Origin of the sequence: Zunongwangia mangrovi (assembly GCF_900112105.1) — a bacterium.
GTDB lineage: Bacteria > Bacteroidota > Bacteroidia > Flavobacteriales > Flavobacteriaceae > Zunongwangia > Zunongwangia mangrovi.
Map to the genome: position 1 here is coordinate 328,760 of NZ_FOKV01000002.1, position 26,592 is coordinate 355,351.

19 protein-coding genes are annotated in these 26,592 nt (G+C 36.6%); 15 read left to right on the plus strand and 4 right to left on the minus strand.

The features are described 5' to 3' along the window. Positions 1-26: 26 nt before the first annotated feature. Both BM201_RS07685 and purL read left to right on the plus strand, forming a co-directional pair. Positions 27-1,241 (plus strand): RsmB/NOP family class I SAM-dependent RNA methyltransferase, encoded by a 1,215-nt coding sequence (locus tag BM201_RS07685; protein ID WP_092541247.1) that lies wholly within the window; start codon positions 27-29, stop codon positions 1,239-1,241. A 113-nt stretch (positions 1,242-1,354) separates the two neighbouring features. Then, a complete protein-coding gene (purL, locus tag BM201_RS07690) occupies positions 1,355-5,020 on the plus strand; it encodes a phosphoribosylformylglycinamidine synthase (RefSeq protein WP_092541249.1) in 3,666 nt (1,221 codons plus the stop codon). Between the two features lie 56 nt (positions 5,021-5,076). Here purL and BM201_RS07695 read toward each other — a convergent pair whose 3' ends face one another. Both BM201_RS07695 and BM201_RS07700 read right to left on the minus strand, forming a co-directional pair. Next, on the minus strand, positions 5,077-5,529 hold the full coding sequence (locus BM201_RS07695; RefSeq protein ID WP_092541279.1) for a hypothetical protein: 453 nt from the start codon (positions 5,527-5,529) through the stop codon (positions 5,077-5,079). A 334-nt stretch (positions 5,530-5,863) separates the two neighbouring features. Next, the gene (locus BM201_RS07700) at positions 5,864-6,466 is read right to left on the minus strand and encodes a DUF4136 domain-containing protein (RefSeq protein WP_092541281.1); all 603 of its coding nucleotides are present in this window, start codon (positions 6,464-6,466) and stop codon (positions 5,864-5,866) included. Positions 6,467-6,704: 238 nt separating this feature from the next. Between BM201_RS07700 and BM201_RS07705 the strand changes: the two genes are divergently transcribed. The 6 genes from BM201_RS07705 (at position 6,705) to BM201_RS07730 (ending at position 15,148) form a co-directional block, all read left to right on the plus strand. Beyond that, complete coding sequence (locus BM201_RS07705; RefSeq protein WP_092541283.1) at positions 6,705-8,486, plus strand: AMP-dependent synthetase/ligase; 1,782 nt, start codon at positions 6,705-6,707, stop codon at positions 8,484-8,486. Positions 8,487-8,707: 221 nt separating this feature from the next. Further along, complete coding sequence (locus tag BM201_RS07710) at positions 8,708-9,166, plus strand: MarR family winged helix-turn-helix transcriptional regulator (protein ID WP_092541285.1); 459 nt, start codon at positions 8,708-8,710, stop codon at positions 9,164-9,166. A gap of 54 nt (positions 9,167-9,220) precedes the next feature. Then, the gene (locus tag BM201_RS07715) at positions 9,221-11,629 is read left to right on the plus strand and encodes a 3-hydroxyacyl-CoA dehydrogenase/enoyl-CoA hydratase family protein (RefSeq protein WP_092541287.1); all 2,409 of its coding nucleotides are present in this window, start codon (positions 9,221-9,223) and stop codon (positions 11,627-11,629) included. Positions 11,630-11,700: 71 nt separating this feature from the next. After that, positions 11,701-12,891 (plus strand): acetyl-CoA C-acyltransferase, encoded by a 1,191-nt coding sequence (locus tag BM201_RS07720; RefSeq protein ID WP_092541289.1) that lies wholly within the window; start codon positions 11,701-11,703, stop codon positions 12,889-12,891. 45 nt (positions 12,892-12,936) lie between these two features. Then, positions 12,937-13,287 (plus strand): four helix bundle protein, encoded by a 351-nt coding sequence (locus BM201_RS07725; protein WP_092541291.1) that lies wholly within the window; start codon positions 12,937-12,939, stop codon positions 13,285-13,287. Between the two features lie 55 nt (positions 13,288-13,342). Then, positions 13,343-15,148 (plus strand): acyl-CoA dehydrogenase family protein, encoded by a 1,806-nt coding sequence (locus BM201_RS07730; protein WP_092541293.1) that lies wholly within the window; start codon positions 13,343-13,345, stop codon positions 15,146-15,148. Positions 15,149-15,204: 56 nt separating this feature from the next. Here BM201_RS07730 and BM201_RS07735 read toward each other — a convergent pair whose 3' ends face one another. Next, positions 15,205-16,113: an SMP-30/gluconolactonase/LRE family protein gene (locus tag BM201_RS07735; RefSeq protein ID WP_092541295.1), complete on the minus strand. Its 909-nt coding sequence runs from the start codon at positions 16,111-16,113 to the stop codon at positions 15,205-15,207. Between the two features lie 217 nt (positions 16,114-16,330). Here BM201_RS07735 and BM201_RS07740 point away from each other — a divergent pair, with 217 nt between their 5' ends. Further along, positions 16,331-18,052: a mechanosensitive ion channel family protein gene (locus tag BM201_RS07740; protein ID WP_245758601.1), complete on the plus strand. Its 1,722-nt coding sequence runs from the start codon at positions 16,331-16,333 to the stop codon at positions 18,050-18,052. 99 nt (positions 18,053-18,151) lie between these two features. Next, a complete protein-coding gene (locus BM201_RS07745) occupies positions 18,152-19,255 on the plus strand; it encodes a mechanosensitive ion channel family protein (protein WP_092541297.1) in 1,104 nt (367 codons plus the stop codon). Between the two features lie 102 nt (positions 19,256-19,357). Here BM201_RS07745 and BM201_RS07750 read toward each other — a convergent pair whose 3' ends face one another. Then, positions 19,358-21,157, minus strand: coding sequence for a glycoside hydrolase family 15 protein (locus BM201_RS07750; protein ID WP_092541299.1), 1,800 nt, complete (start codon positions 21,155-21,157; stop codon positions 19,358-19,360). 95 nt (positions 21,158-21,252) lie between these two features. Here BM201_RS07750 and BM201_RS07755 point away from each other — a divergent pair, with 95 nt between their 5' ends. The 5 genes from BM201_RS07755 to BM201_RS07775 all read left to right on the plus strand — a co-directional run bounded on the left by BM201_RS07755 (position 21,253) and on the right by BM201_RS07775 (position 26,570). Continuing rightward, on the plus strand, positions 21,253-23,460 hold the full coding sequence (locus BM201_RS07755; RefSeq protein ID WP_092541302.1) for a bifunctional alpha,alpha-trehalose-phosphate synthase (UDP-forming)/trehalose-phosphatase: 2,208 nt from the start codon (positions 21,253-21,255) through the stop codon (positions 23,458-23,460). A 193-nt stretch (positions 23,461-23,653) separates the two neighbouring features. Next, positions 23,654-23,944 (plus strand): YtxH domain-containing protein, encoded by a 291-nt coding sequence (locus tag BM201_RS07760; protein ID WP_092541304.1) that lies wholly within the window; start codon positions 23,654-23,656, stop codon positions 23,942-23,944. A gap of 215 nt (positions 23,945-24,159) precedes the next feature. Then, positions 24,160-24,714 (plus strand): fasciclin domain-containing protein, encoded by a 555-nt coding sequence (locus tag BM201_RS07765; RefSeq protein WP_092541306.1) that lies wholly within the window; start codon positions 24,160-24,162, stop codon positions 24,712-24,714. 157 nt (positions 24,715-24,871) lie between these two features. Continuing rightward, on the plus strand, positions 24,872-26,191 hold the full coding sequence (locus tag BM201_RS07770) for a M28 family metallopeptidase (RefSeq protein ID WP_394333734.1): 1,320 nt from the start codon (positions 24,872-24,874) through the stop codon (positions 26,189-26,191). A 175-nt stretch (positions 26,192-26,366) separates the two neighbouring features. Then, positions 26,367-26,570 (plus strand): hypothetical protein, encoded by a 204-nt coding sequence (locus BM201_RS07775; RefSeq protein WP_092541310.1) that lies wholly within the window; start codon positions 26,367-26,369, stop codon positions 26,568-26,570. The last annotated feature ends 22 nt before the right edge of the window (positions 26,571-26,592 follow it).

Below are 26,592 nucleotides of genomic sequence, written 5' to 3' on the forward strand. Positions count from 1 at the left end.
TACCTTTGTGCCCTTAAATTTTAGCAATGCGTTTACATAGAAATTTAGTTTTTGCAACAGTCGATGCCCTTTTAGAAATTTTTAATGAAGGGCAGTATGCCGATAAAGTGATCGAAAAAACCTTAAAACGTGATAAGCGTTGGGGAGCTCGCGATCGTAGTTTTATTGCTGAAACCACCTATGATATTGTAAGATGGAAACGTCTTTATGCTGAAATTGCTGAAGTTAAAGAGCCTTTTTCCAGAGAAAATGCGTTTAGGTTATTTGCCGTTTGGGCAACTTTGCGCGGTATCGAATTACCAGATTGGAAACAAATTGAAGATACTCCTACTCGCCGAATCAAAGGACGTTTTGATGCACTAAGTAAAATTAGAAAGTTTAGAGAATCTGTTCCAGATTGGTTAGACGAACTTGGCGTTGCTGAACTTGGTGAAGAAACCTGGGAAAAAGAAATTGGAGCACTTAACAAACAAGCCCCTGTTATTATTCGTGCAAATAGATTAAAAACCGATGTCTTAACGCTAAAACAGAAACTGGCAGACGAAGGTTTTGAAACTATCAATCTTAAAGATTATCCAGATGCATTACAACTGGTAGAGCGTGCGAATATTTTTAAGACCGAAAGTTTCCAAAATGGATTATTTGAAGTCCAGGATGCTTCTTCGCAACTTGTAGCCGATTTTCTTGGCGTGCAACCTGGCGATCGCGTGGTAGATACTTGTGCTGGTGCCGGTGGAAAGTCATTACACCTTGCCGCTTTAATGGAAAATAAAGGACAGGTAATCGCTTTAGATATCTACGGAAATAAACTAAAGGAACTAAAACGTCGCGCTAAACGTGCCGGTGCTCATAACATCGAAACTCGTGCGATCGAAAATAATAAGGTGATCAAAAAGCTTTACGGTAAAGCTGATAAAGTCTTGATCGATGCGCCTTGTAGCGGACTCGGAGTTTTAAGCCGAAATCCAGATGCAAAATGGAAATTAGAACCTGAATTTTTAGACCGAATTAGAAAAACACAGCAGGAAATTATTCGCCAGTACTCCAAAATCGTTAAAAAAGGTGGTAAAATGGTTTACGCTACCTGCTCTATTTTACCTTCAGAAAATCAATTACAGGTAAAAGACTTTTTAGCTTCAGAAGAAGGTAAAGACTTCAAATTAGTTGAAGATCAAAAAATTCTTTCTTCAGAAACTGGTTACGACGGATTTTATATGGCGCTTTTAGATAAAGCCAATTGATTTTGGTTAATAACCTATTAAAAAATATATGTTTAGTCGCGCTTGTTTAATTTCAATATTCAGTTTAAAAAAGTAAATTTGCGCTTTCAACAACAACACAAAACTTCTTTAGGATGATCCTATTCTTCGGAACTCAAACCAATAAGGTTTATGCCGTGCAAACGCACACACAGCTTTTGGCTGAAGATATTTCTAAATTAAACTGGCTCTTTGGGGGCGCGCAAAAATATAAAGAATCTGCTTTGGCAGATTTTTTTGTTGGTCCACGTGCTGCAATGATTACTCCGTGGAGTACAAACGCAGTAGAGATCACCCAGAATATGGGTATCGAAGGAATTATTAGAATCGAGGAATTCTATAAAATCGATGAGAATTTTAAGGATTTTGATCCTATGCTTTCGCAGAAATATTCTGAATTAAATCAAGATATTTTCAAAATTGACATTGAGCCGGAAGCCATTAAGGAAATCGAGGATATTGAAGCTTACAACCAAAAAGAAGGTTTAGCTTTAAATACTGAAGAAGTTGCTTATTTACAGGGATTAGCTGAAAAAATAGGTCGAAAATTAACCGATTCTGAAGTTTTTGGATTCTCTCAGGTAAATTCTGAGCATTGTAGACATAAGATTTTCAACGGAACATTCGTAATCGACGGTGAAGAAAAACCTTCTTCTCTCTTCAAAATGATTAGAAAAACTTCCGAAGAAAATCCAAACGATATTGTATCGGCTTATAAAGATAATGTGGCCTTTGTAAAAGGACCAAAATTAGAACAATTCGCACCAAAATCTGCCGACAAGCCAGACTATTACCAAAATACAGAATATGATTCTGTTATCTCTTTAAAAGCAGAAACACACAATTTCCCAACTACTGTAGAGCCTTTTAACGGTGCTGCAACTGGTAGTGGTGGTGAGATTAGAGACCGTCTTGCTGGTGGTAAAGGTTCACTTCCTTTAGCAGGAACTGCGGTTTATATGACTTCTTATAGTCGTTTAGCTGAAGATCGTCCTTGGGAGAAAGCCATGAACGAGCGTGAATGGTTATACCAAACTCCAATGGATATTTTGATAAAAGCATCTAACGGAGCCTCTGATTTTGGAAATAAATTTGGGCAACCACTAATTGCAGGTTCTGTACTTACTTTTGAGCATGAGGAGCATGGTAGAAGATTAGGTTACGATAAAGTAATTATGCAGGCCGGTGGTGTTGGTTACGGGAAAGCCGGCCAGGCGAAAAAAGATATTCCGCATAAAGGTGACAAAATCGTTATTCTTGGCGGTGAAAATTATAGAATTGGGATGGGAGGAGCTGCCGTTTCTTCAGCAGATACTGGAGAATTTAGCAGTGGTATCGAATTAAACGCGATACAACGTTCTAACCCAGAAATGCAAAAACGTGCTGCCAATGCGGTGCGAGGAATGGTTGAAGCGGAAGAAAATCCTATCGTTTCTATCCACGATCATGGTGCTGGTGGACACTTAAACTGTTTAAGTGAATTAGTGGAGGAAACCGGTGGAAAAATCGACCTGGATAAACTCCCGGTAGGAGATCCAACACTTTCTTCAAAAGAAATTATTGGTAACGAATCCCAGGAACGTATGGGATTGGTAATTGGTGAGAAAGACATTGAAACACTTAGACGTGTTGCCGATAGAGAACGTTCACCAATGTATGATGTTGGAGACGTAACCGATTCTAATCGTTTTACTTTTGAAGGTTCTAAGGGTGGTAAAAAACCAATGGATCTGGATCTTTCAGATATGTTTGGAAGCTCTCCAAAAACCATAATGAACGATAGAACAGTTGCCAGAGATTACGATAAACTGGTATACTCGTCTAATAATATTCAGGAATACTTAAAACAGGTTTTGCAATTAGAAGCTGTTGCCTGTAAAGACTGGTTAACTAATAAGGTTGACCGCTGTGTTTCTGGACGTGTTGCAAAACAACAAACAGCAGGACCATTGCAATTACCATTAAACAATGTTGGGGTAATGGCGCTGGATTACAAGGGAAAAAGTGGTGTTGCCACTTCTATTGGCCACTCTCCTATCTCGGCGTTAGTAGATCCTGTTGCTGGTTCTAAAAACTCGATCGCTGAAGCGCTTACCAATATCGTTTGGGCTCCGCTAGAAAAAGGTCTAAAATCGGTTTCATTATCTGCAAACTGGATGTGGCCTTGTAATAACGAAGGTGAAGACGCCAGACTTTACGAGGCGGTACAGGGAGTTTCAGATTTTGCGATTAGCCTTGGAATTAACGTTCCTACCGGTAAAGATTCGCTTTCGATGAAACAGAAATATAAAGATGGCGACGTCCTTTCTCCGGGAACTGTGATCATCTCGGCTGCCGGACACTGCGACGATGTTTCTAAGATCGTAGAACCGGTTTTACAGAAAAATGCTGGTGCTATTTATTATATTAACTTATCTCAAGATTCGTTAAAATTAGGTGGTTCTTCTTTCGCCCAGATTCTTAACAAGATTGGTGATGAAGTTCCAACGATAAAAGATGATAAAAAATTCGCAGATGCTTTTTATAATCTTCAGGGATTAATAAAAAAGGATATGATCGCTGCAGGTCACGATGTGGCTTCAGGTGGATTGATCACTACGCTTTTAGAAATGTGTTTTGCAGATCAAAATCTTGGTGCGAACATCGATCTTTCAGCATTAGGAGAAAGCGATCTTGTAAAATTATTATTCAACGAAAATAGTTCGGTTGTTTTCCAGGCGACTGATGATACTGCGGAAAAAGTTTTAGCTGATAACGGAATTGAATTTTTCAAAATTGGTGAAGTTTCTGAAACAGCGACTTTGACCATAAATAATAATGCAGAAACGCTGAATCTTGATATCGCTGAATTACGTGATATTTGGTACAAATCGTCTTTTTTATTGGACCAGAAACAAAGCGGAAAAGAAAAAGCAGCAGAGCGTTACGAAAACTATAAAAATCAGCCTCTTTCTTATAAATTCCCAGCGAATTTCACAGGAAAACTTCCTGAAATCGATCAAAATAAGCCTAAAATTAAGGCCGCGATTATTCGTGAAAAAGGATCGAATTCTGAACGTGAAATGGCCCGTGCAATGCACCTTGCCGGTTTTGATGTAAAAGATGTACACATGACCGATTTGATAAGCGGTCGCGAAACTTTAGAAGATATTCAGTTTATCGCAGCTGTTGGTGGTTTCTCTAATTCAGATGTTTTAGGAAGTGCAAAAGGTTGGGCTGGTGCTTTCCTTTACAACGAAAAAGCGAAAACTGCCTTAGATAATTTCTTCAAAAGAGAAGATACGTTATCGCTTGGTGTTTGTAATGGTTGCCAATTATTTATTGAGTTAGGTTTAATAAATCCTACTCACGAAGAAAAACCTAAAATGCTTCATAACGATTCACATAAATTTGAGTGTAATTTTACTTCAGTAGAAATTGCTGAGAATAACTCAGTTATGCTTGGCGATCTTGCGGGTAGCAAATTAGGAATTTGGGCAGCGCATGGTGAAGGTAAATTTAGCTTCCCTTATGCTGAAGAAAAATACAATATTGTTGGAAAATATGGATTTGAAGGATATCCGGCGAACCCAAATGGATCTGACTTTAATACGGCGATCTTAACAGACGATTCTGGTCGTCACCTGGTAATGATGCCGCATTTAGAACGATCTACGTTCTCATGGAACTGGGCGTATTATCCAGAAGATCGCAAAGATGATAAAGTAACACCATGGCTTAGCGCTTTCGAAAACGCAAAAAAATGGTTAGAAAATAAATAATCTTAGGTTATTTGAATTAAAAAGGAGCTGAAAATCAGCTCCTTTTTTTGTTCATATTATTCAAGTTTGAAATTGAGCGCTAATTGCCCATCTGATGTATCTATCAATTCCTGAAATTCTTTAATAATTTTATCTGCTTCTTCCTTGCTCCCGGTAAGCTTAATGAGTTCAGTATAAAACGCTATATCATCTGGACTGGTTTCCCATTCAAATTCGGTTAATCCTTCTTTCATTTCCCAAACGATCATCATATCGTAAGAGCCAGTAAATGATCTTAAGATCATTTTAGGCAATTGTCCACCATATGCTTTAGACGCTTTAAAATAAAAATCATTCAAGATTTCTTTAGCCCGGTTATAATGGCCGCTTTTAAACTTGATTTTGGAAACATAATACCATTCGGGATTATCTAATTTCGTAGGTTTCATTTCCTCAGATTCTTCCTGGGCGTGCAGCGAAAAACATAAAAAACTAAAAATAATGGCAAAAGTAATGCTGAGATTTCTCATATCTATATGGATTTTAATTGGTTACAGAAAGAAGTTAATACAAGACTCCCTAAAGTTAATTTTAAAATCCATTAATTATTTATAAATAACTGATTTACAGTTGTTTTTATGATTTATGAGGCAGAAATACTGAAAACTAAGATTAAATTGAAACAAAAGACCATATAATTATATTTTGTCTAATACTTATTACCAAAACAAACATTTAAACATTGAAATTCAGACAGTTAAATATTTAAAAGCAGGATAAACAGTCGCTCTTAGTCTGATTTTCTAGAGATTACAAAAAAAAGGGCTGAAAAAAATCAGCCCTAATTTCATCGAATATTGATTACTATTTTTTTGGATTATCCTGAAATGCTGGAAACTCACTAAAAATCTGATTTATCAATTCCTCCTGCGCTTCAAGATTAGCCGCGTTCACGATTGCTCCTGAAGTTTGACCACTCCACACCAGTTCTTTCGTTTGACTGTCTACTAGATTAATATCTACAGCTCCTTCCTGATATTGATATGTATTTACATCATATCCGGTTATTGGTCCAAAATTGGCAAAACCAGAATAAAAATAATTACTGTAAAGCGGACTTACGGCCGTTACACCGGGATCGTAGGGATAGGAAGCATATTCAGCTTCAGTTTTTTGATTTTCTTCAATATTTGTGGTCGAATTAATTAGTACTAGTAGATCTGGATTTTCTGTGTCTAAAGTATAACCTGCATTCTCCAAATTCATATTTACGGTTTCCAGAACAACTTGATTGATATCCTGATCGCTTTCCATCGTAGCAGAGTTAAACCCCGTATTTGGTAAATAAGCATAGGTTTGGTAGTTATCCAGGCTCTTATTCTTTGGATTGGTTGTTTTTACCTGACTTCCGCAGGAAATAAATAAAAGGCTAAAAATAACTAAACTTAAAAATTGGTTGGTTTTCATTGTTTTTTTTAAGCAATCTAGTCAACTAACCAATCGCAAAGAAAAAATAGCAGTCTTTTAAATCGAATTTAACTGATTTTATAATTTATTAATATAAATTGTCGTTTAACACTATAGAAATTTAACTGAAATTAAAAATTCTATAATTTAAACCTTATTTTTAGTTTCTTTTTTATTAATTTCATTTGAATTACTCCGCTATTTTGCTATTTTGCAAGGTATGCTAATGTTTAGATAGATGAACGAGATAAAACGTCTTTTTGATTTTCCATATTATCAGCAGAAAAACTTTCCGCTGCAAACTTCCCTTGCTACTAAGAAAAATGGCAATTGGGAAAAATTATCTACAAACGAATATTTAGATCAGGCCAACAAAATTAGTCGAGGTCTTTTAAGATTAGGAATTCAGCCAAATGATAAGATCGCTGTTATTTCTTCAAACAATAGAAACGAGTGGAATATACTCGATATTGGAGTTTTACAAACTGGGGCTCAAAATGTTCCTGTATATCCAACTATTTCTGAACAAGAATACGAATACGTTATAAATCATAGCGAATCGATCTACTGTTTTGTTTCAGACAAAGAGGTACTGGATAAAGTAAACGCGATTAAAGAAAATACACAGCTTAAAGAAGTGTATAGCTTTGATGATATTGAAGGTTGTAAGAACTGGAAAGAAGTTTTAGAGCTTGGTGAAGATCTTAGCAATCAAGACGAAGTGCAGCAGCGTATGGATGCCGTGACTTCTAAAGATCTGGCGACTTTAATTTATACTTCGGGCACCACCGGTAAACCTAAAGGCGTTATGCTTTCTCACGAAAATATTGTGAGTAATGTTATGGGAAGTGCTCCTCGTGTTCCTTTCGATTTTGGAACCTATACGGCTCTTAGCTTTTTACCTATTTGCCATGTTTTTGAACGAATGATCCTCTATTTATACCAATATTATGCGGTATCGATCTATTTTGCTGAATCTATCGATATGCTAAGTGAAAACCTAAAAGAGGTTAAACCAAATGTGATTACAGCTGTACCAAGATTACTTGAAAAGGTTTACGATAAGATCGTAGCTAAAGGATCTTCTGCCGGTGGTGTTAAAACGGCATTATTTAATTGGTCTTTAGGATTAGGACATCAATATGAGCCATACGGAGCTAATGGCTCATGGTATGAATTTAAACTAGGTTTAGCCCGAAAGATCGTTTTTTCTAAATGGAAAGAAGGATTAGGTGGAAATATAGAATTAATTGTTTCTGGTAGCGCTGCTTTACAACCCCGACTTGCCAGAGTTTTTGCTGCAGCCGGAATCCCTGTGATGGAAGGATACGGACTAACAGAAACTTCGCCGGTGATCGCGGTGAATGATGAACGTGATCATAATTTTAGAATAGGAACGGTAGGAAAACCTATTAAAAACTGTGAAGTTAAAATTGCAGAAGATGGTGAGATCTTAGCCAAAGGTCCTAATATTATGATGGGCTACTATAAGGATGAGGAAAAGACGAGATTAGCAATTACAGAAGATCATTATTTTCATACGGGAGATATTGGTGAGATCGATGCAGATGGTTTCTTGAAGATCACCGATAGGAAAAAAGAAATGTTTAAGACTTCTGGTGGTAAATATGTAGCCCCGCAGATTTTAGAAAATACCATGAAGCAATCTCAATTTATAGAGCAAATCATGGTTGTTGGTGAAGGAGAAAAAATGCCGGCTGCGTTAATTCAACCAAATTTTGAGTTCGTAAAAGAATGGGCATCACGCAAGAATATCGACCTTGGTGATAATTCTGATAAAGAGATTGCGAATAATCAATTGGTGCATGATCGAATTCAACAAGACATTGATTTTTATAATAAAAAATTTGGTAACTGGGAACAGATTAAAACATTTAGATTGACACCTGAAGCTTGGACGGTTGAAGACGGCCACTTAACTCCTACCATGAAAGTAAAAAGAAGAAATGTAAAAGAACGATACATAGAATTATACAATTTGATCTACGATCGAAAATAATTCGAAACTAGATTCATTTTATTGCACAAAACTCCCCATTTCCGGGGAGTTTTTCGTTTTGTCGAAAAAATATACAGCTAATAATATAAAATTAACAAATTTTACGTTTATTTATTATGCATGCATAGTATAATTTTATTACATTTGGAAGGCTTGCTTTTCATGTAAAAAAGCTTGAAAAGTGATTTCTTAATCGAAATTCCCTACCAAAAGGGTTAAATATGAAAGAAAAGACAATAGATCATGTTTTAAGAGCTACCTGGATGGCTGTTTCTAAAATGTACAACGAAGAAGCTGGTAAAGCTGGCAGTACAATGGCTACAGGTTTTGCTCTTTTAAGTATAGATCCTGAAAAAGGAACCCCTTCGACTTCATTAGGCCCAAAAATGGGTATGGAAGCAACCAGTTTGAGCAGAATTTTAAGGACAATGGAAGATAAAGGTCTTATTGTTCGAAAAAGAAATCCTGAAGATGGTCGCAGTGTGCTTATTTACCTCACAAAATTTGGACTGGAAATGCGCAATTTCTCTAAAGGTGTTGTTCTAAGGTTTGATGATGCCGTTAAAGAAAATGTAAGTGAAGAGGATCTAAAAACTTTTATAGAGGTTGCCAATACCATTACAGAACTTATAGCGAATAAGAAAATATATAAACAAGAAATAGATTTAAATAATGAATAATCAGGCTTCAATGCTACAGTGCATTGTAGCAATTCTAAAACCAGACCTAAAATAATGAAGCGAACAATCAATAAAGTTGCTGTTGTAGGTTCAGGGATTATGGGTAGCGGTATTGCCTGCCACTTCGCCAATATTGGCGTCGAGGTATTACTGCTCGATATCGTTCCGCGAGAACTCAATGAAAAAGAACAAAAAAAGGGGCTTACTTTAGAAGATAAAGAAGTGCGTAATCGTATCGTTAACGATTCATTGCAAAATTCTTTAAAATCGAAGCCCTCTCCTATTTACCATAAAAATTTTGCCAAGCGCATAACCACCGGAAATTTAGAAGATGATATCGCTAAAGTTTCTGAAGCAGATTGGATCATTGAAGTGGTAGTAGAACGACTTGATATTAAGAAACAGGTTTTCGAAAAACTTGAAAAACATAGAAAACCGGAAACATTAATTACTTCGAATACTTCCGGGATTCCCATTAAATTTATGAACGAAGGTAGAAGTGATGATTTCCAGAAACATTTCTGCGGAACGCACTTTTTCAATCCTCCACGATATTTACGTTTATTCGAAATTATTCCGGGACCAGCTACTTCAGATGAAGTGTTGAATTTCCTGAATGACTACGGAAAAAAATTCCTGGGTAAAAAATCGGTTATCGCGAAAGATACGCCGGCTTTTATCGGAAACCGCGTTGGGATCTTCAGTATAATGAGTTTGTTCCATATGGTGAAAGATATGGATATGACAATTGAAGAAGTCGATAAACTTACCGGTCCGGTAATTGGTCGTCAAAAATCGGCTACTTTCCGTACCGTAGATGTGGTTGGTTTAGATACCTTGGTGCACGTTGCTAACGGTTTGTACGAAAACGTTCCCGATGATGAGGCTCACGAGCTTTTTAAACTTCCAGATTTTATCCAAACAATGATGGATAATAAATGGTTGGGAAGCAAAACCAATAATACCGGATTTTATAAAAAAGTAAAAAAGGACGATGGTTCCAGCGAGATCAAATCTTTAGATCTTGATAAAATGGAATTCCGTGATCGTAAAAGCGCGAAATTCGGAGTTTTAGAACAAACCAAAACTATCGATAAACTTAGCGATCGTTATAAAGTGCTTATTAAAGATGAAGGTAAAGCCGGTAAATTTTATCGCAAAAACTTCTCAGCACTTTTCGCTTATGTGTCAAACAGAATTCCGGAAATCACCGATGAACTTTACAAGATCGACGATGCGATGCAAGCCGGTTTTGGATGGGAACACGGACCTTTTCAGGTTTGGGATGCCATTGGTGTAGAAAAAGGAATCGAAATGATGAAAGCTGAAGGTTACGAGCCAGCAGCTTGGGTTTCAGAAATGGTAGATGCCGCTATCACTTCATTTTATTCAGTAAAAGAAGGAAATACGTATTATTATGAGATTCCGAAGAAAGAACACGTAAAAGTTCCAGGACAGGATTCTTATATCATTTTAGACAATATTCGCGAATCTAAGGCTGTATTCCAAAACAGCGGAGTTGTAGTTGAAGATTTGGGCGATGGTATATTGAATCTGGAATTCCGAAGTAAGATGAATTCGATTGGTGGTGATGTTCTCGACGGAATCAACAAAGCGATCGATCTTGCTGAAAAAGAATACCGCGGACTCGTAGTGTCCAACGACGGAAAAAACTTCTCTGTAGGCGCCAATATCGGGATGATCTTTATGATGGCGGTAGAGCAGGAATACGACGAGCTGAATATGGCGATCAAATATTTCCAGGATACAATGATGCGTATGCGCTACTCCTCTATTCCAACGGTTGCTGCGCCGCATAATATGGCGCTTGGTGGTGGTTGCGAACTTTCACTTCACGCCGATAAGGTGGTGGCTCACGCTGAAACTTATATTGGTTTAGTTGAATTTGGCGTTGGAGTAATTCCCGGCGGCGGTGGTTCTAAAGAACTAACTTTAAGAGCAGCTGATACTTACCAAAAAGATGATGTAGAACTGAATCGTTTACGTGAAAATTTCCTAACGATAGGGATGGCAAAAGTTTCTACTTCTGCTTACGAGGCTTACGATACCAATATTCTTCAAAAAGGAAAAGATATTGTAGTGGTGAATCGTGATAATCAATTAGCAATCGCCAAAAAACATGCAATGTTAATGGCAGATAATGGATACACAAAGCCTATTATGAGAAAAGACATTAAAGTTCTTGGAAAACAGGCTTTAGGTGCTTTTTACGTAGGAACCGACCAGATGAACGCCGGAAAATACATTAGCGATCACGATAAGAAAATCGCTAATAAACTGGCTTACGTAATGGCAGGTGGAGATCTTTCTGAAGCGTCTTACGTTAGTGAGCAATACTTATTAGACCTGGAACGCGAAGCTTTCTTAAGCCTTTGCGGAGAACGAAAAACCTTAGAACGCCTTCAGCATATGTTACAGAAGGGGAAACCGCTTAGGAATTAAAATGTTGAATGATGAATGTTAAATTTTAAATTATTTGAAATTCAACATTCAAAATTTAAAATTCAAAACAAATGAGTAAGACTGCATATATAGTAAAAGCATATAGAACCGCCGTAGGGAAAGCGCCTCGAGGTGTGTTCAGATTTAAAAGACCAGATGAACTGGCAGCGGAAACCATCGAATATATGATGGATAAACTTCCGGAATTCGACAAAACTCGTATCGACGATGTAATCGTTGGAAATGCGATGCCTGAAGCTGAACAAGGATTAAACGTAGGGCGTTTGATTTCTTTAATGGGATTAAAAACCGAAGACGTACCGGGAATGACGGTGAATCGCTATTGCGCTTCAGGTTTGGAAACGATTGCGATCGCTTCAGCAAAAATCCAAAGTGGAATGGCCGATTGTATTATCGCCGGTGGTGCCGAAAGTATGAGCTACATCCCGATGGGTGGTTATAAACCGGTGCCAGACTATAAATTAGCGAAAGAAGGTCACGAAGATTATTACTGGGGAATGGGGTTAACTGCGGAAGCGGTTGCCAATCAGTATAAAGTCTCTCGTGAAGATCAAGATGAATTCGCTTACAATTCGCATCAAAAAGCGATAAAAGCACAGGCGGAAGATCGTTTTCAAGATCAAATCGTTCCGATCACAATTGACCAAACTTATGTGGATGCCGACGGAAAGAAGAAAACCAAAAGCTATACGGTAAATAAAGATGAAGGTCCGCGTAAAGATACTTCGGAAGCAGTACTTAATAAACTGCGCCCTGTTTTTGCTGAAGGCGGAAGCGTAACTGCCGGAAACTCTTCACAAATGAGTGATGGTGCTGCTTTTGTAATGGTAATGAGTGAAGAGATGGTAAAAGAACTAAATCTTGAACCCATTGCCAGAATGGTAAGTTACACTGCAGTTGGTGTAGAACCAAGAATTATGGGAATTGGTCCTGTAAAAGCCATTCCAAATGCAATAAAACAAGCCGGACTAAAACAAGATGATATTTCATTGATCGAATTGAACGAAGCTTTTGCTTCACAATCGTTGGCCGTGATTCGCGAATTAGGATTAAATCAGGATCTGGTAAATGTAAACGGTGGCGCCATTTCAATGGGACATCCACTAGGTTGTACAGGAGCAAAACTATCGGTTCAGATCTTTGATGAAATGCGCAAACGCAACCTAAACAATAAATACGCAATGGTAACAATGTGCGTAGGAACCGGACAAGGTGCTGCGGGGGTTTATGAAGTATTTTAGTTATGAATTTTGAATGCTGAATGTTGAATTAGAAATGAGAGAACTTTGAAAACAGAAAATATAATTATCGATAAAACTTTCAATTTCTCTCTGAGTATTATTTCCCTATTCAAAAAATTACAGGAAAATAAAGAGTTCATTATTTCAAAACAGCTCTTAAGATCAGCGACAAGTATTGGTGCCAATGTTGAAGAAGCCACGGCAGCTCAATCGAAAAGAGATTTTATAAATAAGATGTCTATTGCTTCAAAAGAAGCCAGAGAAACTAAATATTGGTTACGATTACTGAATGATTCTGAGCTCACAACTCTCGATGTTTTAGATGAAATAAAGGAAGTAAACCATATCATCAATATCATTACAAAAATCATAATTACAGCAAAAAATAATGTTTAACAATACTGAATTATAAGCATTCAACATTTATAATTCAAAATTCTAAATAAAAAAGATGGAAGCTAAAACAGATAAAGAAATATTACGCGGTGGTCAATTCTTAGTAAAAGAAACCAACTGCGAAGACATTTTTACTCCTGAAGATTTTAACGAGGAGCAAAAGATGATGCGTGATTCTGTGCAGGAATTTGTAGATCGTGAGATCATTCCGCATAAAGAAAGATTCGAGAAAAAAGACTACGCGCTAACCGAAGAAATTATGCAAAAAGCCGGAGAACTTGGCTTTCTTGGTGTTGCTGTTCCAGAGGAATATGACGGACTAGGAATGGGATTTGTTTCCACAATGTTGGTTTGTGATTATATTTCTGGGGCTACCGGATCGATCGCAACCGCTTTTGGAGCGCATACCGGGATTGGTACAATGCCAATTACCCTTTACGGAACCGAAGAACAAAAGAAAAAATACGTTCCTAAGTTAGCCACCGGCGAATGGTTTGGTGCGTATTGTTTGACTGAACCGGGCGCAGGTAGTGACGCAAATTCAGGAAAAACCAAAGCCATACTTTCTGAAGATGGAAAACATTACAGCATTAGCGGACAAAAAATGTGGATCTCTAACGCCGGTTTTGCAAATGTATTCATCGTTTTTGCTCGTATTGAAGATGACAAGAACATCACCGGATTTATAGTAGAAAACGATAAAGAAAACGGAATTTCGTTCGGGGAAGAAGAAAAGAAATTAGGAATCCACTCCTCTTCTACTCGCCAGGTTTTCTTTAGCGAAACTAAAGTTCCGGTAGAAAATATGCTGGCTGGTCGTGGCGAAGGTTTCAAAATCGCGATGAATGCCTTAAACGTCGGCCGTATCAAGTTAGCGGCTGCTTGTTTAGATGCACAACGTCGTGTAACAGCTAATGCAGTTCAGTATGCTAATGAAAGAGTTCAGTTTAAAACGCCAATTGCACAATTTGGTGCGATTAAACAGAAATTAGCAGAAATGGCAACTTCAGCTTATGTTGGAGAGTCTGCTTCATACCGTGCAGCTAAAAATATTGAAGACAGAATTAATATTCGCTTAGAAAGTGGTAATTCACATTCTGAAGCCGAATTAAAAGGTGTTGAAGAATATGCGATAGAATGTTCTATTTTGAAAGTTGCCTGTTCAGAAGATATTCAAAATTGCTCTGATGAAGGAATTCAGGTTTTTGGCGGAATGGGATTCTCTGCCGATACGCCAATGGAAGCAGCGTGGAGAGACGCTCGTATTTCCAGAATTTACGAAGGAACCAACGAGATTAACCGAATGCTCTCTGTAGGGATGTTGGTGAAAAAAGCGATGAAAGGTCACGTAGATCTTTTAGGACCTGCACAATCTGTAGCCAACGAGTTAACTAGTATTCCATCTTTCGATAAGCCGGATTATTCTGAATTGTTTGCTGAAGAAAAGGAAATGATTAAAAAGCTGAAAAAAGTATTTTTGATGGTTGCCGGTAGCGCTGTTCAGAAATTCGGACCTCAACTGGAAGAGCATCAGCAATTATTATTAGCTGCTTCAGATATTCTAATCGAAGTTTATATGGCAGAATCGGCTATTTTAAGAACTGAAAAGAATGCGAAACGTTTCGGCGAAGATTCACAGAAAGAGCAGATCGCAATGTCGCAACTTTACCTTTATAATGCCGTTGAAACAATTAACGCTAAAGCTAAAGAAGGAATAATTTCTTTCGCTGAAGGTGATGAATTAAGAATGATGTTAATGGGATTAAAGCGTTTTACGAAATACGACAACTTCCCGAATGTTGTAAAATTAAGAACCCAAATTGCCGATAAATTAATCGCTGAAAATAAGTATTGTTTTTAAGTATTTTAATGGTTTATGTTAAGTTGGAGGCCACTTTTAAGCAGGTGGCCTCTTTTTTATTTTCTAAACCAACGCATTCCGTGGGTTTTCATTTTTAGTTTGTATACTGCATCTGAAGCAGTAATGAATAAAATATCCTGATCTTTCCCTCCAAACGTGACATTTGCCGTCCATTTTTTATCGATTTTAATATGATCGATCTTATTGCCATTTTTATCGAAAATCGTTACTCCGTTTCCCGTTATATAAACATTTCCTTCATTATCTGTAGTCATTCCGTCTGAACCCATTTCAGCAAAAAGTTCACGCTCACTTAATTCTCCATTTTCTTCAATTTTGAACTTAAACGTCTTGTTTTTAGAACGATCGGCTACATAAAGAATTTTGTCCTTAGCTGAACCTATAATTCCGTTTGGAAGTACAAAGTTTTCCGCAGCGATTTTTACCATTTTATGATTTGGAGAGAGATAATACACTCTTCTTTCATTCATATCAGCTGAAGTCCGCTGCCAATAATCCCTTTGATAATAAGGATCGGTAAAATAGATTCCGCCTTTATCATCGATCCAAAGATCGTTTGGGCCATTAAAATTTTTATTGCTGAAATTATCTAAAATCACCTCCACTTTTTTATTTGGACTAATCTTCCACAACTCAAAATTTTCGTCGGCACAAGCCCAAAGATTCTCATTATCGTCAAAAAACAATCCATTAGAACGTCCTGCATCTTCCATAAACAGAGAAATTGAGTCTGTTTCAGCATTCCATTTTAAGATTCGATTGTTTGGCTGATCTGTAAAGTAAATGTTTCCCATTTTATTTGAAGCGGGGCCTTCAGTAAACTCAAATTTATCTGAAATTAATTGTGGTTTGGCGCCATCTTCAATCGGGGATAGGTTTTGACCGTAGACACCTGATAAAATCAGAAAAAAGATTGAAAATTGGAATATCGATAGCTTTTTCATTTTTAAAATTTAAATGAAGATAAGTATTTTGGAATTTAAATTTTGAATTAGTTTCGATTTAGAAAAATAAAAATTAGGTTGTATTTAACTAAAATCGACAAAAATTCACAGTTTTTTTAGTGTTCTTAACGCTTTACTAATAATTTATATTACTAAAACAGAGTACATTGGAATTATGCCTTACAAATACTTATTCAGCCTCCTTCTCTCTGTATTTTTGTGTAATATTTCAGTTGCTCAAGATCCCTCAGATAGCACCGATAGTAGTCAAAACACTCAACTTCCTTCAAAAGAACCTATAACAAAAAATAAAGGTAAATTCAGGCCTAACGCTATAGATGAATATAACGAAGCTTATTATATCATAAACAGGCTGAATGAAAGTATAGGTTTACCGCCGAATAATGTCAATTTTCAGACTCCACAGGCAACATTAGAACATTTTGTATTAAGCGCTCGAGAAAACGATTACATGAATGCCGCTTATGCCCTAAATTTGAATCTTTTACCATCTGACCTCTCTCATAAAGATGCTGCTTTACTGGCCGAAAAACTATATTTTGTAATTAACCAACGTGTGAAACTAAACTGGGATGATCTACCTGATAGGCCTGATGGGCAGATCGATATACAAACCAGTACCAACAAAGCTGTAGCCGGAAATCCACGAAGAAGCATCGTTTTTGGTGAAGTTGACCTTGATGGTAGAGATTATGTTTTTAGACTGCAAAGAGTTAAATACAAAGATTACGGTGCATTTTGGCTAATCTCACCCAACACTGTAGAAAATATTGATGAGCTCTATAAGTTTTATGGCCCCAGAAAATTAGATCGAATGATGCCAGATTGGGCAAGGATAAAATTATGGTCTATGCCGGTATGGAAATTTGCAGGAGCCTTACTTCTTATACTACTCTGCTATTATATAGGGAAATTATTTTCTTTTTACCTACGAAAATTCCTTATGAAATCGAATAAACAATGGATGCAAAATATCGCCGGAAAACTAACAACTCCGGCTGGTGTAGCTATTGGTGTTCTATCATTTTATCTTTTACTGAATAATCTGATATCATTTGCCGGATCTTTCGCTACAACTTTATATGCTATTCTATTAATAGTTGTGATTGGTTCGATTACCTGGTTTTTTATGAGAATGGTAGACTATTTTATGCTTTATGTTGCTGAAAATAAAATTGGCGACACCAGTGTAGAAGAAAATTCTGAAGCCAGGAAAATGCTTACCTACATTTCTGTAGCAAGGAGAATAGTTACCTTTATCGTGATCATCTTTGGTATTTCTGTAATTCTATCTCAATTTAGATCTTTAGAAAAATTAGGGATTTCATTGATGGCATCTGCAGGAGTTGCTACCGTGATCCTTGGTATTGCGGCACAAAGTACGCTAGGGAATATTATAGCCGGTGTCCAAATAGCGCTTACAAAACCAGCCCGAATTGGAGACACCGTAATTATCGATGACGATTGGGGATACGTAGAAGATATTCGGTTTACCTATATGGTGGTTAGAACCTGGGATTGGCGCCGTATTGTTGTTCCGTTAAGATACGTAATATCCAATACTTTTGAAAACTGGTCGATGACCTCGGCACATCAAATACGACCAATTAGTATATACGCAGATTATAGGATCGATGTAAAGAAAGTTAGAAAAAAATTCGAGGAGATCTTAAAAACTAAAGAAAGCTGGGATGAAAATAAACCACCTGTTGTTCAGGTTGTAGATACAACAGAAAAGTCGATTCAAATTAGGTTTCTTTGTAGTTCTAAAGATGCGGTTGAAGCATGGGATCTGCATTGTGAGCTGCGCGAGGAACTTGTAAGTTATATAAGTAGTTTGGAAGATGGATCTTACTTAGCAACTTCAAGAGTACGAGTTCAGGAATTTCCTTCTAATAATAGTAAAGATAATTCGTAAAGAAGCATTTGCAGTACGAAAACCTTTTCAGTTAAAGTAATTTTAACTAGAATAGCATATTCATTCATTTTATATAAATTATGGTCAAATTCGACCAAAATGACCCAAGATGTACTTACAGACGAAGCACTAAATACCACTTATCTTATTGGGGGAATCCTTGCTGTAGTAGTAGTTTTTGCTATTGCATTTTTTATCATCAAAAAAATAGGAAAGGATCCAAAAAATGTTTTGCCCATAAATCTGGCGGGACGGATTCGCATTCCGCTTTTAATATTTCTGCTTTCCTTATTTCTTAAGGTTTGTCTTTTTCAAGATGTATTTTCTAATGCTGAATTGATCGACCTTGTAAAACATGCTAGTACGATAGGAATTATTATAAGTTTTACGTGGTTCTTAATTGTTTTTCTGAAAGTCTTTAAAGAACGATTGCTAAAGAAATATGACTTTAATACTGATAATAACCTAAAGGCAAGAAAAGTTTATACGCAATTTACGATTCTTGAAAATATTGTCATCTTTATTTTGATATTACTGGCTATTGGGATTTCTCTTATGAGTTTTGAAAGTATTAGAGAAGTCGGTCTAAGTTTACTTACTTCGGCCGGTATTGCTGGTATCATCGTAGGTTTGGCTGCGCAAAAAGCTATTGGAACTTTGCTTGCGGGTATACAGATCGCCATTACTCAGCCAATACGATTACAGGATGCCGTTATTGTCGAAGGCGAATGGGGATGGATCGAAGAGATTACACTTACTTATGTTGTGGTTAAGGTTTGGGATAAGCGAAGATTAGTGGTTCCTTCTACTTATTTTATTGAAAATACATTCCAGAACTGGACGCGAAAATCGGCCGATATCATGGGGACGGTTTTTCTTTATACTGATTATAATGTTTCTTTTGATGCTATTAGAGCTGAATTAACCCGACTTTTAGAAGGTTCACCACTTTGGGATAAGCAGGTAAATGTTTTGCAGGTTACCGATGCGACTGAAAAATCTGTACAAATAAGAATATTGGTAAGTGCTAAAGATTCGCCAACGGCCTGGGATCTTAGAGTGTATATTCGAGAAAAATTGATCGATTTTATTCACCAAAATTATCCTCAGAGTTTACCAAGAACAAGAGTTGAATTACCACAGCAGGATCAAAACCCTTCAGAAAGTGTTAGTCCCAAACCTAAAGATCCTTCAGCAAAATAAGAATAGAACTTAAAAAAATAGCAATAAAAAATCCCCAATATTAAGTTGGGGATTTTTTTGATTCGAAGTATTTTCTTCAGAAGAAAATATTATAGGTCAGAATTAAAAGCCGCTAAAGGCATTTTCTTCTGAAGCATGTCCTTTACTAAAGTTTGCAGCAGTTTCAATTAAGGCTAAATGTGAATAGGCCTGCGGGAAATTACCAAGCAATCTTTTAGTTTCAAAATCGATGTCTTCACTAAACAATCCTAAGTGATTACTGTAAGAAAGTAATTGTTCGAACAAAGCTTTTGATTTTTCTTCTTCGCCAATTTTATAAAGGCTATTAATTAGCCAAAATGTACAAATCGTAAAAGAAGAAGATGGTAATCCAAAATCATCTTTGTTTTTATAGCGATACATCAATCCGTCGTTACACAATTCTTTTTCGGTTGCTCTTACTGTGCTTATAAAACGCGGATCCTTAGCATCTATAAATCCGTAAGATTCCATCAATAAAGTACTGGCATCAAGATCTGCAGATCCATAAGATTGTGTATAAGCCTGTTTTTCCTCGTTCCATCCATTGTTATAGATATCATCGTAAATTTCGGCTCTTAAAGTTTTCCAATGTGTATCATTAATACCCATTCGTAAAACCTCACCAATTTTTATCGCACGATCTACCGCTACCCAACAAAGTAACTTAGAGAATACGAAATGACGATCTTCAGTTCTTAGTTCCCAAATTCCTTTATCTGGTTTCTGCCAGTTTTCTTCAACAATCATCACGATACCACGAACTACCGTCCAGAGTTCCTCACTATTTTCTAGTGAAGTCTCAAATTGTAGAAATTGCTGATAGATCACTTCCATCAAAATTCCGTAGATATCATTTTGCTTTTGGATATAAGCGGCATTTCCCGTTCTAACAGGATAAGAATCTTTATAACCACTTAAATGATCTAAAATATGTTCGGTAAGCTCTTTTTGGCCATCGATACCGTACATAATCTGAATTTTCTCATCTTTATCAGGGATGATATCGATGATAAATTGTAAAAATTCACGTGCAGATTTTACGTGTCCAAGCCCTGCCATTACTTTTATCACCATCGAAGCATCACGAATCCAGCAGAAACGATAATCCCAGTTTCGCTCCTCTCCTATGGTTTCTGGTAACGAAGTGGTCGCAGCAGCAAGTACCGCTCCAGATTTTTTATAGCTAAGTAGTTTTAAAACCAGAGCACTACGCATAATTTCGTTAGTGTAATGCGAATAACGTGTGGTTTTCTCACTCCAGTTCATCCAGTAAGTCTTAGTTCTCTGGAATTTTAGATAGGAGCGATCTAGAGACTGTGTAATTAATTTTTCGTGATAACCTACTAAACAATACGCATTACCGGTTAACGTGATCTCTCTTTGCTGAAGAATATCATCTAAATCTAAATTAGAATAGAAGAACAGGGAATCGTATTTACCTTCTACAGTATAACTTTTTATATAGTTTCCCTTATTCTCATTATGGGTTTCTTCCCTGGCAAAATCCAATCTTGGATTATAGATTACCTTAAATTTTGGCTTTCCTTTTAATACTCTTAAAAACCGAATAATATCTGGTGGAGAATAATAAGAACCGTCATCTCTAGGATAACGTGGCATAAAATCGATAAGTTGAAAAGCATCTTCTCCATTATCGAATTCTGTAGATAATATATTGGTCTCCCAAAGATATTCTTGCGAGATATTGTAATCCTCACTAACTTTAAACTCGAAGCTACCGCCTTTTTTCTCATCAAGAATTTTGGCAAAAACAGCAGCCGAATCAAATGCTGGTAAACAGCACCAATCTAATGATCCCGTTTTTGAAACAAGCGCACAACTCTTACAATTCCCGATTATTCCGTAATCTAAATTGTCCATATATCTTAAATTTCTTTTAAAAGAATGGTATTCTAAAATGAATTCCCGAAATTTAGTAAAATTCAAATTGGCAACAACAGCATTAGCATATAATTATGAGTAAAACTATTATTATTTCTAACCGTCTACCCCTGAAAATCGCTTTAGAAGACGATAAACTACGAGTCACCCCAAGTGTTGGTGGTTTAGCTACTGGCCTTAAATCTTTTCATAAAGATGGCGATAGTATCTGGATTGGTTGGAGTGGTTTAACCGAAAAAGAAATTCCAGATCATCTGGAAGACGAAGTAAAGGAAAAAGCAAAAGCTGAAGACTGTATAGCCGTAAACTTAACGGAAGAAGAAGTTGACGGCTTTTATTATGGCTTTAGTAATCGAACGATCTGGCCGCTGTTTCATTACTTTATGGAATTCACTGAAGCAGAACATTCGTCGTGGGAAATTTACAAGCAGGTAAATATTAAATATGCGAAAGAAGTTCTTAAACATTATGAAGCTGGTGACAGGGTTTGGGTTCATGATTACCAATTGCTATTAGTTCCAAAATTAATTAGAGACGAAGAACCAGAAGCCATTATTGGTTTCTTTAATCATATACCTTTTCCTTCCTATGAAGTTTTTAGAACATTACCGTGGCGTGAATCGGTTTTAGAAGGAATGCTGGGAGCAGATCTTATAGGATTTCATACCTACGATTACGAAAGACACTTTTTAAGTTCGGTTACTAGGATTTTACGCCATAAAGTTGATTTCAACGAAGTAACCCTGCCAGAAAGAATTGTGAAGGTAGATTCTTTTCCTATGGGAATAGACTATAAGAAATTTGAAGATGCTGCACTTAATCATTTCAGGGGTACCGAAGATGAACAATCTGAATTACAACGCAGACTGGACCTTCACCTAGAAGCTACTCCAGATGCCAAATTGATCCTTAGTATCGACAGGTTAGATTATACTAAAGGAATCGCCAATAGAATTAGAGCTTTTGAATATTTCTTAGATAAATATCCTGAATTTATCGAAAAGGTAAGATTAGTCATGCTGGCAGTTCCTTCTCGATCTAATGTACCACAATATCAAAGATTAAAGCGTGAAATCGATGAATTGGTTGGACGTATAAACGGTAAATTCTCTACGGTAAGTTGGACACCAATCTGGTACTTTTACCGCTCTATGCCTTTTGATAATTTAATTGACCTGTATACTTCCTGCGATATTGCATTGCTTACACCAATTCGTGATGGGATGAATCTAGTTGCTAAAGAATATATCGCTACCAGAACAGATCATACCGGAGTATTAATTTTGAGTGAAATGGCAGGTGCTGCTCACGAGATGAACGAAGCGCTAATTATTAATCCAAATAACTTTGAGCAAATAGCTTTAACTTTAAAACAAGCTATAGAAATGCCCAAAGAGGAACAGATTGAACGGAATAAAACACTTCAGAAAAGATTAAAAAGATACAACGTAGAAAAATGGGCCAAAGACTTTATGGGCGCCCTTAAGAATACGGAAGATAACCGAAGGTCTTTTGAATCCATTAGGATTACGCCTACCGTTTCAGAAAAACTAGTTGAGGATTACAAAACTTCAGAAAAAAGAATTCTGTTTCTAGATTACGACGGAACCTTAGTTGATTTTGTAGACAAACCTGAAGATGCTCGCCCAGACCAGGAGCTTATCGATCTTGTTACTCAGCTTAATTCACAGGAGAATACCGATGTAGTAATTATTAGTGGTCGCGATAAAGAAACACTTGGCGATTGGTGGAAAGGAACTTCTATAGAACTAATTTCTGAACACGGCGCCTGGATGCGCCAAAAAAATTGTGAATGGGAGTTGTCTGAAAATGTTAAAAATGAATGGATGGATGCCGTTCGTCCCGTGATCGAAAGTTTTGTAGATCGTACGCCGGGTACATTTCTAGAAGAAAAAAACTATTCACTAGCATGGCATTATCGTAAAGCCGATCCAGAACTTGGTGATATTAGAGCGAACGAACTTTCTAATACTTTAAAAGGATTGGTTTCTAATCGTGGCTTAAGTGTATTGGCCGGGAACAAAGTTTTAGAAATTAAAAGTAGCGGAGTAAACAAAGGAAAAGCTTCCTCTAAAAAATTAGTGGGCGAAAATTACGATTTCATCTTTGCGATTGGGGACGACTGGACAGATGAATATATGTTCGAAGAGCTACCTAGAAAATCCTATACCGTAAAAGTAGGCATCAAAAAAACAAGTGCCAATTATTATGTAAACGATACCAAAAGAGTTCGTGAAATATTAAAATCGTTTTTGGATTGATCTAAGTCTTATTAAAAGAACGACAAATTAGGAATGATGAAGTGCTCTAGAACAACTTAAAACCTCTAATTGTTAAAATTATTGACAAATTCTAATAAAGTTTATATCAAGATTAACTCGGTAAATATGGCTACAAGCCTGTTAATAAGTAATTTTACAGTACAATAATTTACGAACCGATAAAAACTAAACTATGAGATCAGGAGGAAAAATTTTAATAGGATTATTATCTGGAGCTGCAGCAGGTGTTGCGGCAGGTTTATTATTTGCCCCAAAAAAAGGTAAAGATACCAGAAAAGCAATTGCTGATACCAGTGATAACTATTATAAAGGAGCAAGAGGAAAAGTTACAGATTTTTCAGATTCTGTAGGTCATAAGATCGATGCTCTTAAAGCTAAAACAAAGGCAAGTTTTTCTAATTCAAAATCTGAAGAAAAAATAAATGAAGCTAAAGCTGAAATTCACGAAATGAAAGCTAGCTAAAGATTATAATTTTGAACTCAAGAAAGCCCCGAATTAGTTTCGGGGCTTTTTTTATGCATATTTTCTAAACTTATATCTTATTAAAATCTTCGAAAAAACCATCCAAAAACATCAATACTTTAAAAATCAATATATTTTAACCATTTATTATGATAATTTAAAAATCCAAAGGGCAATATCTTTTCGTTTATATGATATAACTAAAACTTATTATCATGAAAAAATTATCATTTTTATTCAGCTTCACATTTGTACTTTTTGTTAGTGCCAATTTAAGTGCGCAAAAAACTAAAATGGTTGGTGGCGCTGAAATGTATCCATCCAAAACGATCGTAGAAAATGCATCACAATCTAAAGATCACACTACTTTGGTTGCAGCCGTAAAAGCAGCAGATCTCGTAGCCACCCTAAGTAGTGATGGTCCTTTTACCGTTTTTGCTCCTACAAACAATGCTTTTGAAAATTTACCGGCAGGAACTGTTGAAACTTTGCTTAAGCCAGAAAATAAACCGTCGTTGCAAGGAGTTTTAACTTATCATGTGATCGCCGGAAAATATGACGCTTCTAAAATTATGAAAGCTATTAAAAAAGGTAACGGAATGGCTTCTTTCGAAACAGTAAATGGTCAAAAAATTACTGCAATGATGGATGGTAATATGCTAAAAATTAAGGATGCAAGTGGTAATATTTCTACCGTATCAATTGCAGATGTTCACCAATCAAACGGAGTTGTACATGTTGTAGATACAGTGTTTTTACCGAAAATGTAGAGTTTTCACTAATAAAAGATTTGAGGCTGCTCTGGGAAAAAGAGCAGCTTTTTTTATTTTGAGAAATCCTAATTTGCAAGAAGGCTTAAAGTTTACGTAAATTACAAATCCAAAAACCACCTTATTTATGTTAAAAAAATTACCTATTAGCATTTTGATGTTGTCTGTAATATTACTTACCGGCAAAACTGTTTCTGCACAGGACACAGACCCTAAAATTTATGATATTATTTCTTCAATATCAGCAGATAGTATCGAAGCTGATATAAGAAAGCTGGTAAGCTTTGGTACTCGAAATACTTTTAGCGATACCGTTTCTGATACACGCGGAATTGGCGCTGCTCGTCGTTGGATTAAATCTGAGTTCGACAATATTGCTTCAGATTGTAACTGCATGGATGTTTTTTACCAAAAGGACTTTGTAAAAAAAGAAGATGGCAGTAGAATTCCCAAAGATGCCTGGGTTGTAAATGTTGTTGCTATTCAGAAGGGAACAAAGTATCCAAATCGCTATATCATTATGAGTGGTGATATAGATTCTCGAGCTAGCAATACAATGAATTTTAAAATTGACGCACCGGGAGCTAATGATAATGCAAGCGGAATGGCCGGTACTATGGAAGCTGCTCGTGTTTTATCTAACTACAAATTCGAAAACAGCATTGTTTATGTTGGTCTTAGTGGTGAAGAACAGGGACTTTTTGGCGGTAAAGGCTTAGCCGAATATGCTAAAAAGAATAACTGGGATATCATCGGGATCTTAAATAACGATATGATCGGTAATATTGAAGGCGTAGACGGTGTGATTAGTAATCGTGATTTCAGAATATTTTCTGAACCGGTTCCTCCTACCGAAACTGAAAGAGAACGTACCATGCGTAGATTCTATGGCGGTGAAGTTGACGGTATTTCAAGACAATTAGCGCGCTACATTCATAAAACGACCAAAACCTATATGCCAGAAATGAATCCTATGATGATCTATCGTTTAGACCGGTTTGGCCGTGGTGGTCATCACCGCCCATTTAACGATCTTGGTTTCGCCGGAGTTCGTATTATGGAAGCGCATGAAAATTATAACCGCCAACACCAGGATATTAGAACTGAAAACGGAATCGAATATGGCGACGTGATCGAAGGTGTTAATTTTGATTACGCAAAGAAACTGACTTCAGTAAATGCTATAAACCTGGCAAGCCTGGCCTGGTCTCCACCGGCTCCAGAAAAAGTTGAAATTGGCGGAATTGTAGAAGCAGATACCAAACTAAGATGGGAATCTGTAGAAGGTGCTGTCGGTTACAAAATTTACTGGCGTGATACTACCGCTCCACAATGGCAACATTCTCGTTTTGTGAAAAATGTTAGCGAGTTCACTTTAGACGGAATAGTGATCGATAATTTCTTCTTCGGGGTAGCTGCCGTTGGAGAAAATGCCCACGAAAGTGTTGTTGTATTTCCATCCGGTACTTTTAGATAATAACAGACTATTTTTATATAAAGCGAAATCGGTAATCCTGGTTTCGCTTTTTTTATGACTTTTTTGCAACTGCTCTATATACTTCGTTAATTAACAATAGTTTACTTTTTCCTTAATGCTATTTAGCAAGCTACCTGTCTAATTTTATAAAGCAATCAACCAAATAAAATCTATTATGGCAGAAATAAGAATTGAGAAAAAGAAACAAATATGGCCATGGATCATTGTTATTATCGTTGTTGGCGTATTGGCTTTCTTATATTTCTACGGAAGTGCGCAAAGCGATAATACCGAGGATAATAGCTCCCTTGAAGAAATTGGCCAAAGCGAAACACAAGCATCTTCGGCATCCTCAAACAAAGTAATCTTCCAGTTTTAAACCAGTTAACCTACTAAATCAA

Coding starts and splice junctions, on each gene's coding strand:
- BM201_RS07685 (WP_092541247.1), top strand. CDS start 27: ATGCGTTTACATAGAAATTTAGTTTTTGCAACAGTCGATGCCCTTTTA.
- purL (WP_092541249.1), top strand. CDS start 1,355: ATGATCCTATTCTTCGGAACTCAAACCAATAAGGTTTATGCCGTGCAA.
- BM201_RS07695 (WP_092541279.1), bottom strand. CDS start 5,529: ATGAGAAATCTCAGCATTACTTTTGCCATTATTTTTAGTTTTTTATGT.
- BM201_RS07700 (WP_092541281.1), bottom strand. CDS start 6,466: ATGAAAACCAACCAATTTTTAAGTTTAGTTATTTTTAGCCTTTTATTT.
- BM201_RS07705 (WP_092541283.1), top strand. CDS start 6,705: ATGAACGAGATAAAACGTCTTTTTGATTTTCCATATTATCAGCAGAAA.
- BM201_RS07710 (WP_092541285.1), top strand. CDS start 8,708: ATGAAAGAAAAGACAATAGATCATGTTTTAAGAGCTACCTGGATGGCT.
- BM201_RS07715 (WP_092541287.1), top strand. CDS start 9,221: ATGAAGCGAACAATCAATAAAGTTGCTGTTGTAGGTTCAGGGATTATG.
- BM201_RS07720 (WP_092541289.1), top strand. CDS start 11,701: ATGAGTAAGACTGCATATATAGTAAAAGCATATAGAACCGCCGTAGGG.
- BM201_RS07730 (WP_092541293.1), top strand. CDS start 13,343: ATGGAAGCTAAAACAGATAAAGAAATATTACGCGGTGGTCAATTCTTA.
- BM201_RS07735 (WP_092541295.1), bottom strand. CDS start 16,113: ATGAAAAAGCTATCGATATTCCAATTTTCAATCTTTTTTCTGATTTTA.
- BM201_RS07745 (WP_092541297.1), top strand. CDS start 18,152: ATGACCCAAGATGTACTTACAGACGAAGCACTAAATACCACTTATCTT.
- BM201_RS07750 (WP_092541299.1), bottom strand. CDS start 21,157: ATGGACAATTTAGATTACGGAATAATCGGGAATTGTAAGAGTTGTGCG.
- BM201_RS07755 (WP_092541302.1), top strand. CDS start 21,253: ATGAGTAAAACTATTATTATTTCTAACCGTCTACCCCTGAAAATCGCT.
- BM201_RS07760 (WP_092541304.1), top strand. CDS start 23,654: ATGAGATCAGGAGGAAAAATTTTAATAGGATTATTATCTGGAGCTGCA.
- BM201_RS07765 (WP_092541306.1), top strand. CDS start 24,160: ATGAAAAAATTATCATTTTTATTCAGCTTCACATTTGTACTTTTTGTT.
- BM201_RS07770 (WP_394333734.1), top strand. CDS start 24,872: ATGTTGTCTGTAATATTACTTACCGGCAAAACTGTTTCTGCACAGGAC.
- BM201_RS07775 (WP_092541310.1), top strand. CDS start 26,367: ATGGCAGAAATAAGAATTGAGAAAAAGAAACAAATATGGCCATGGATC.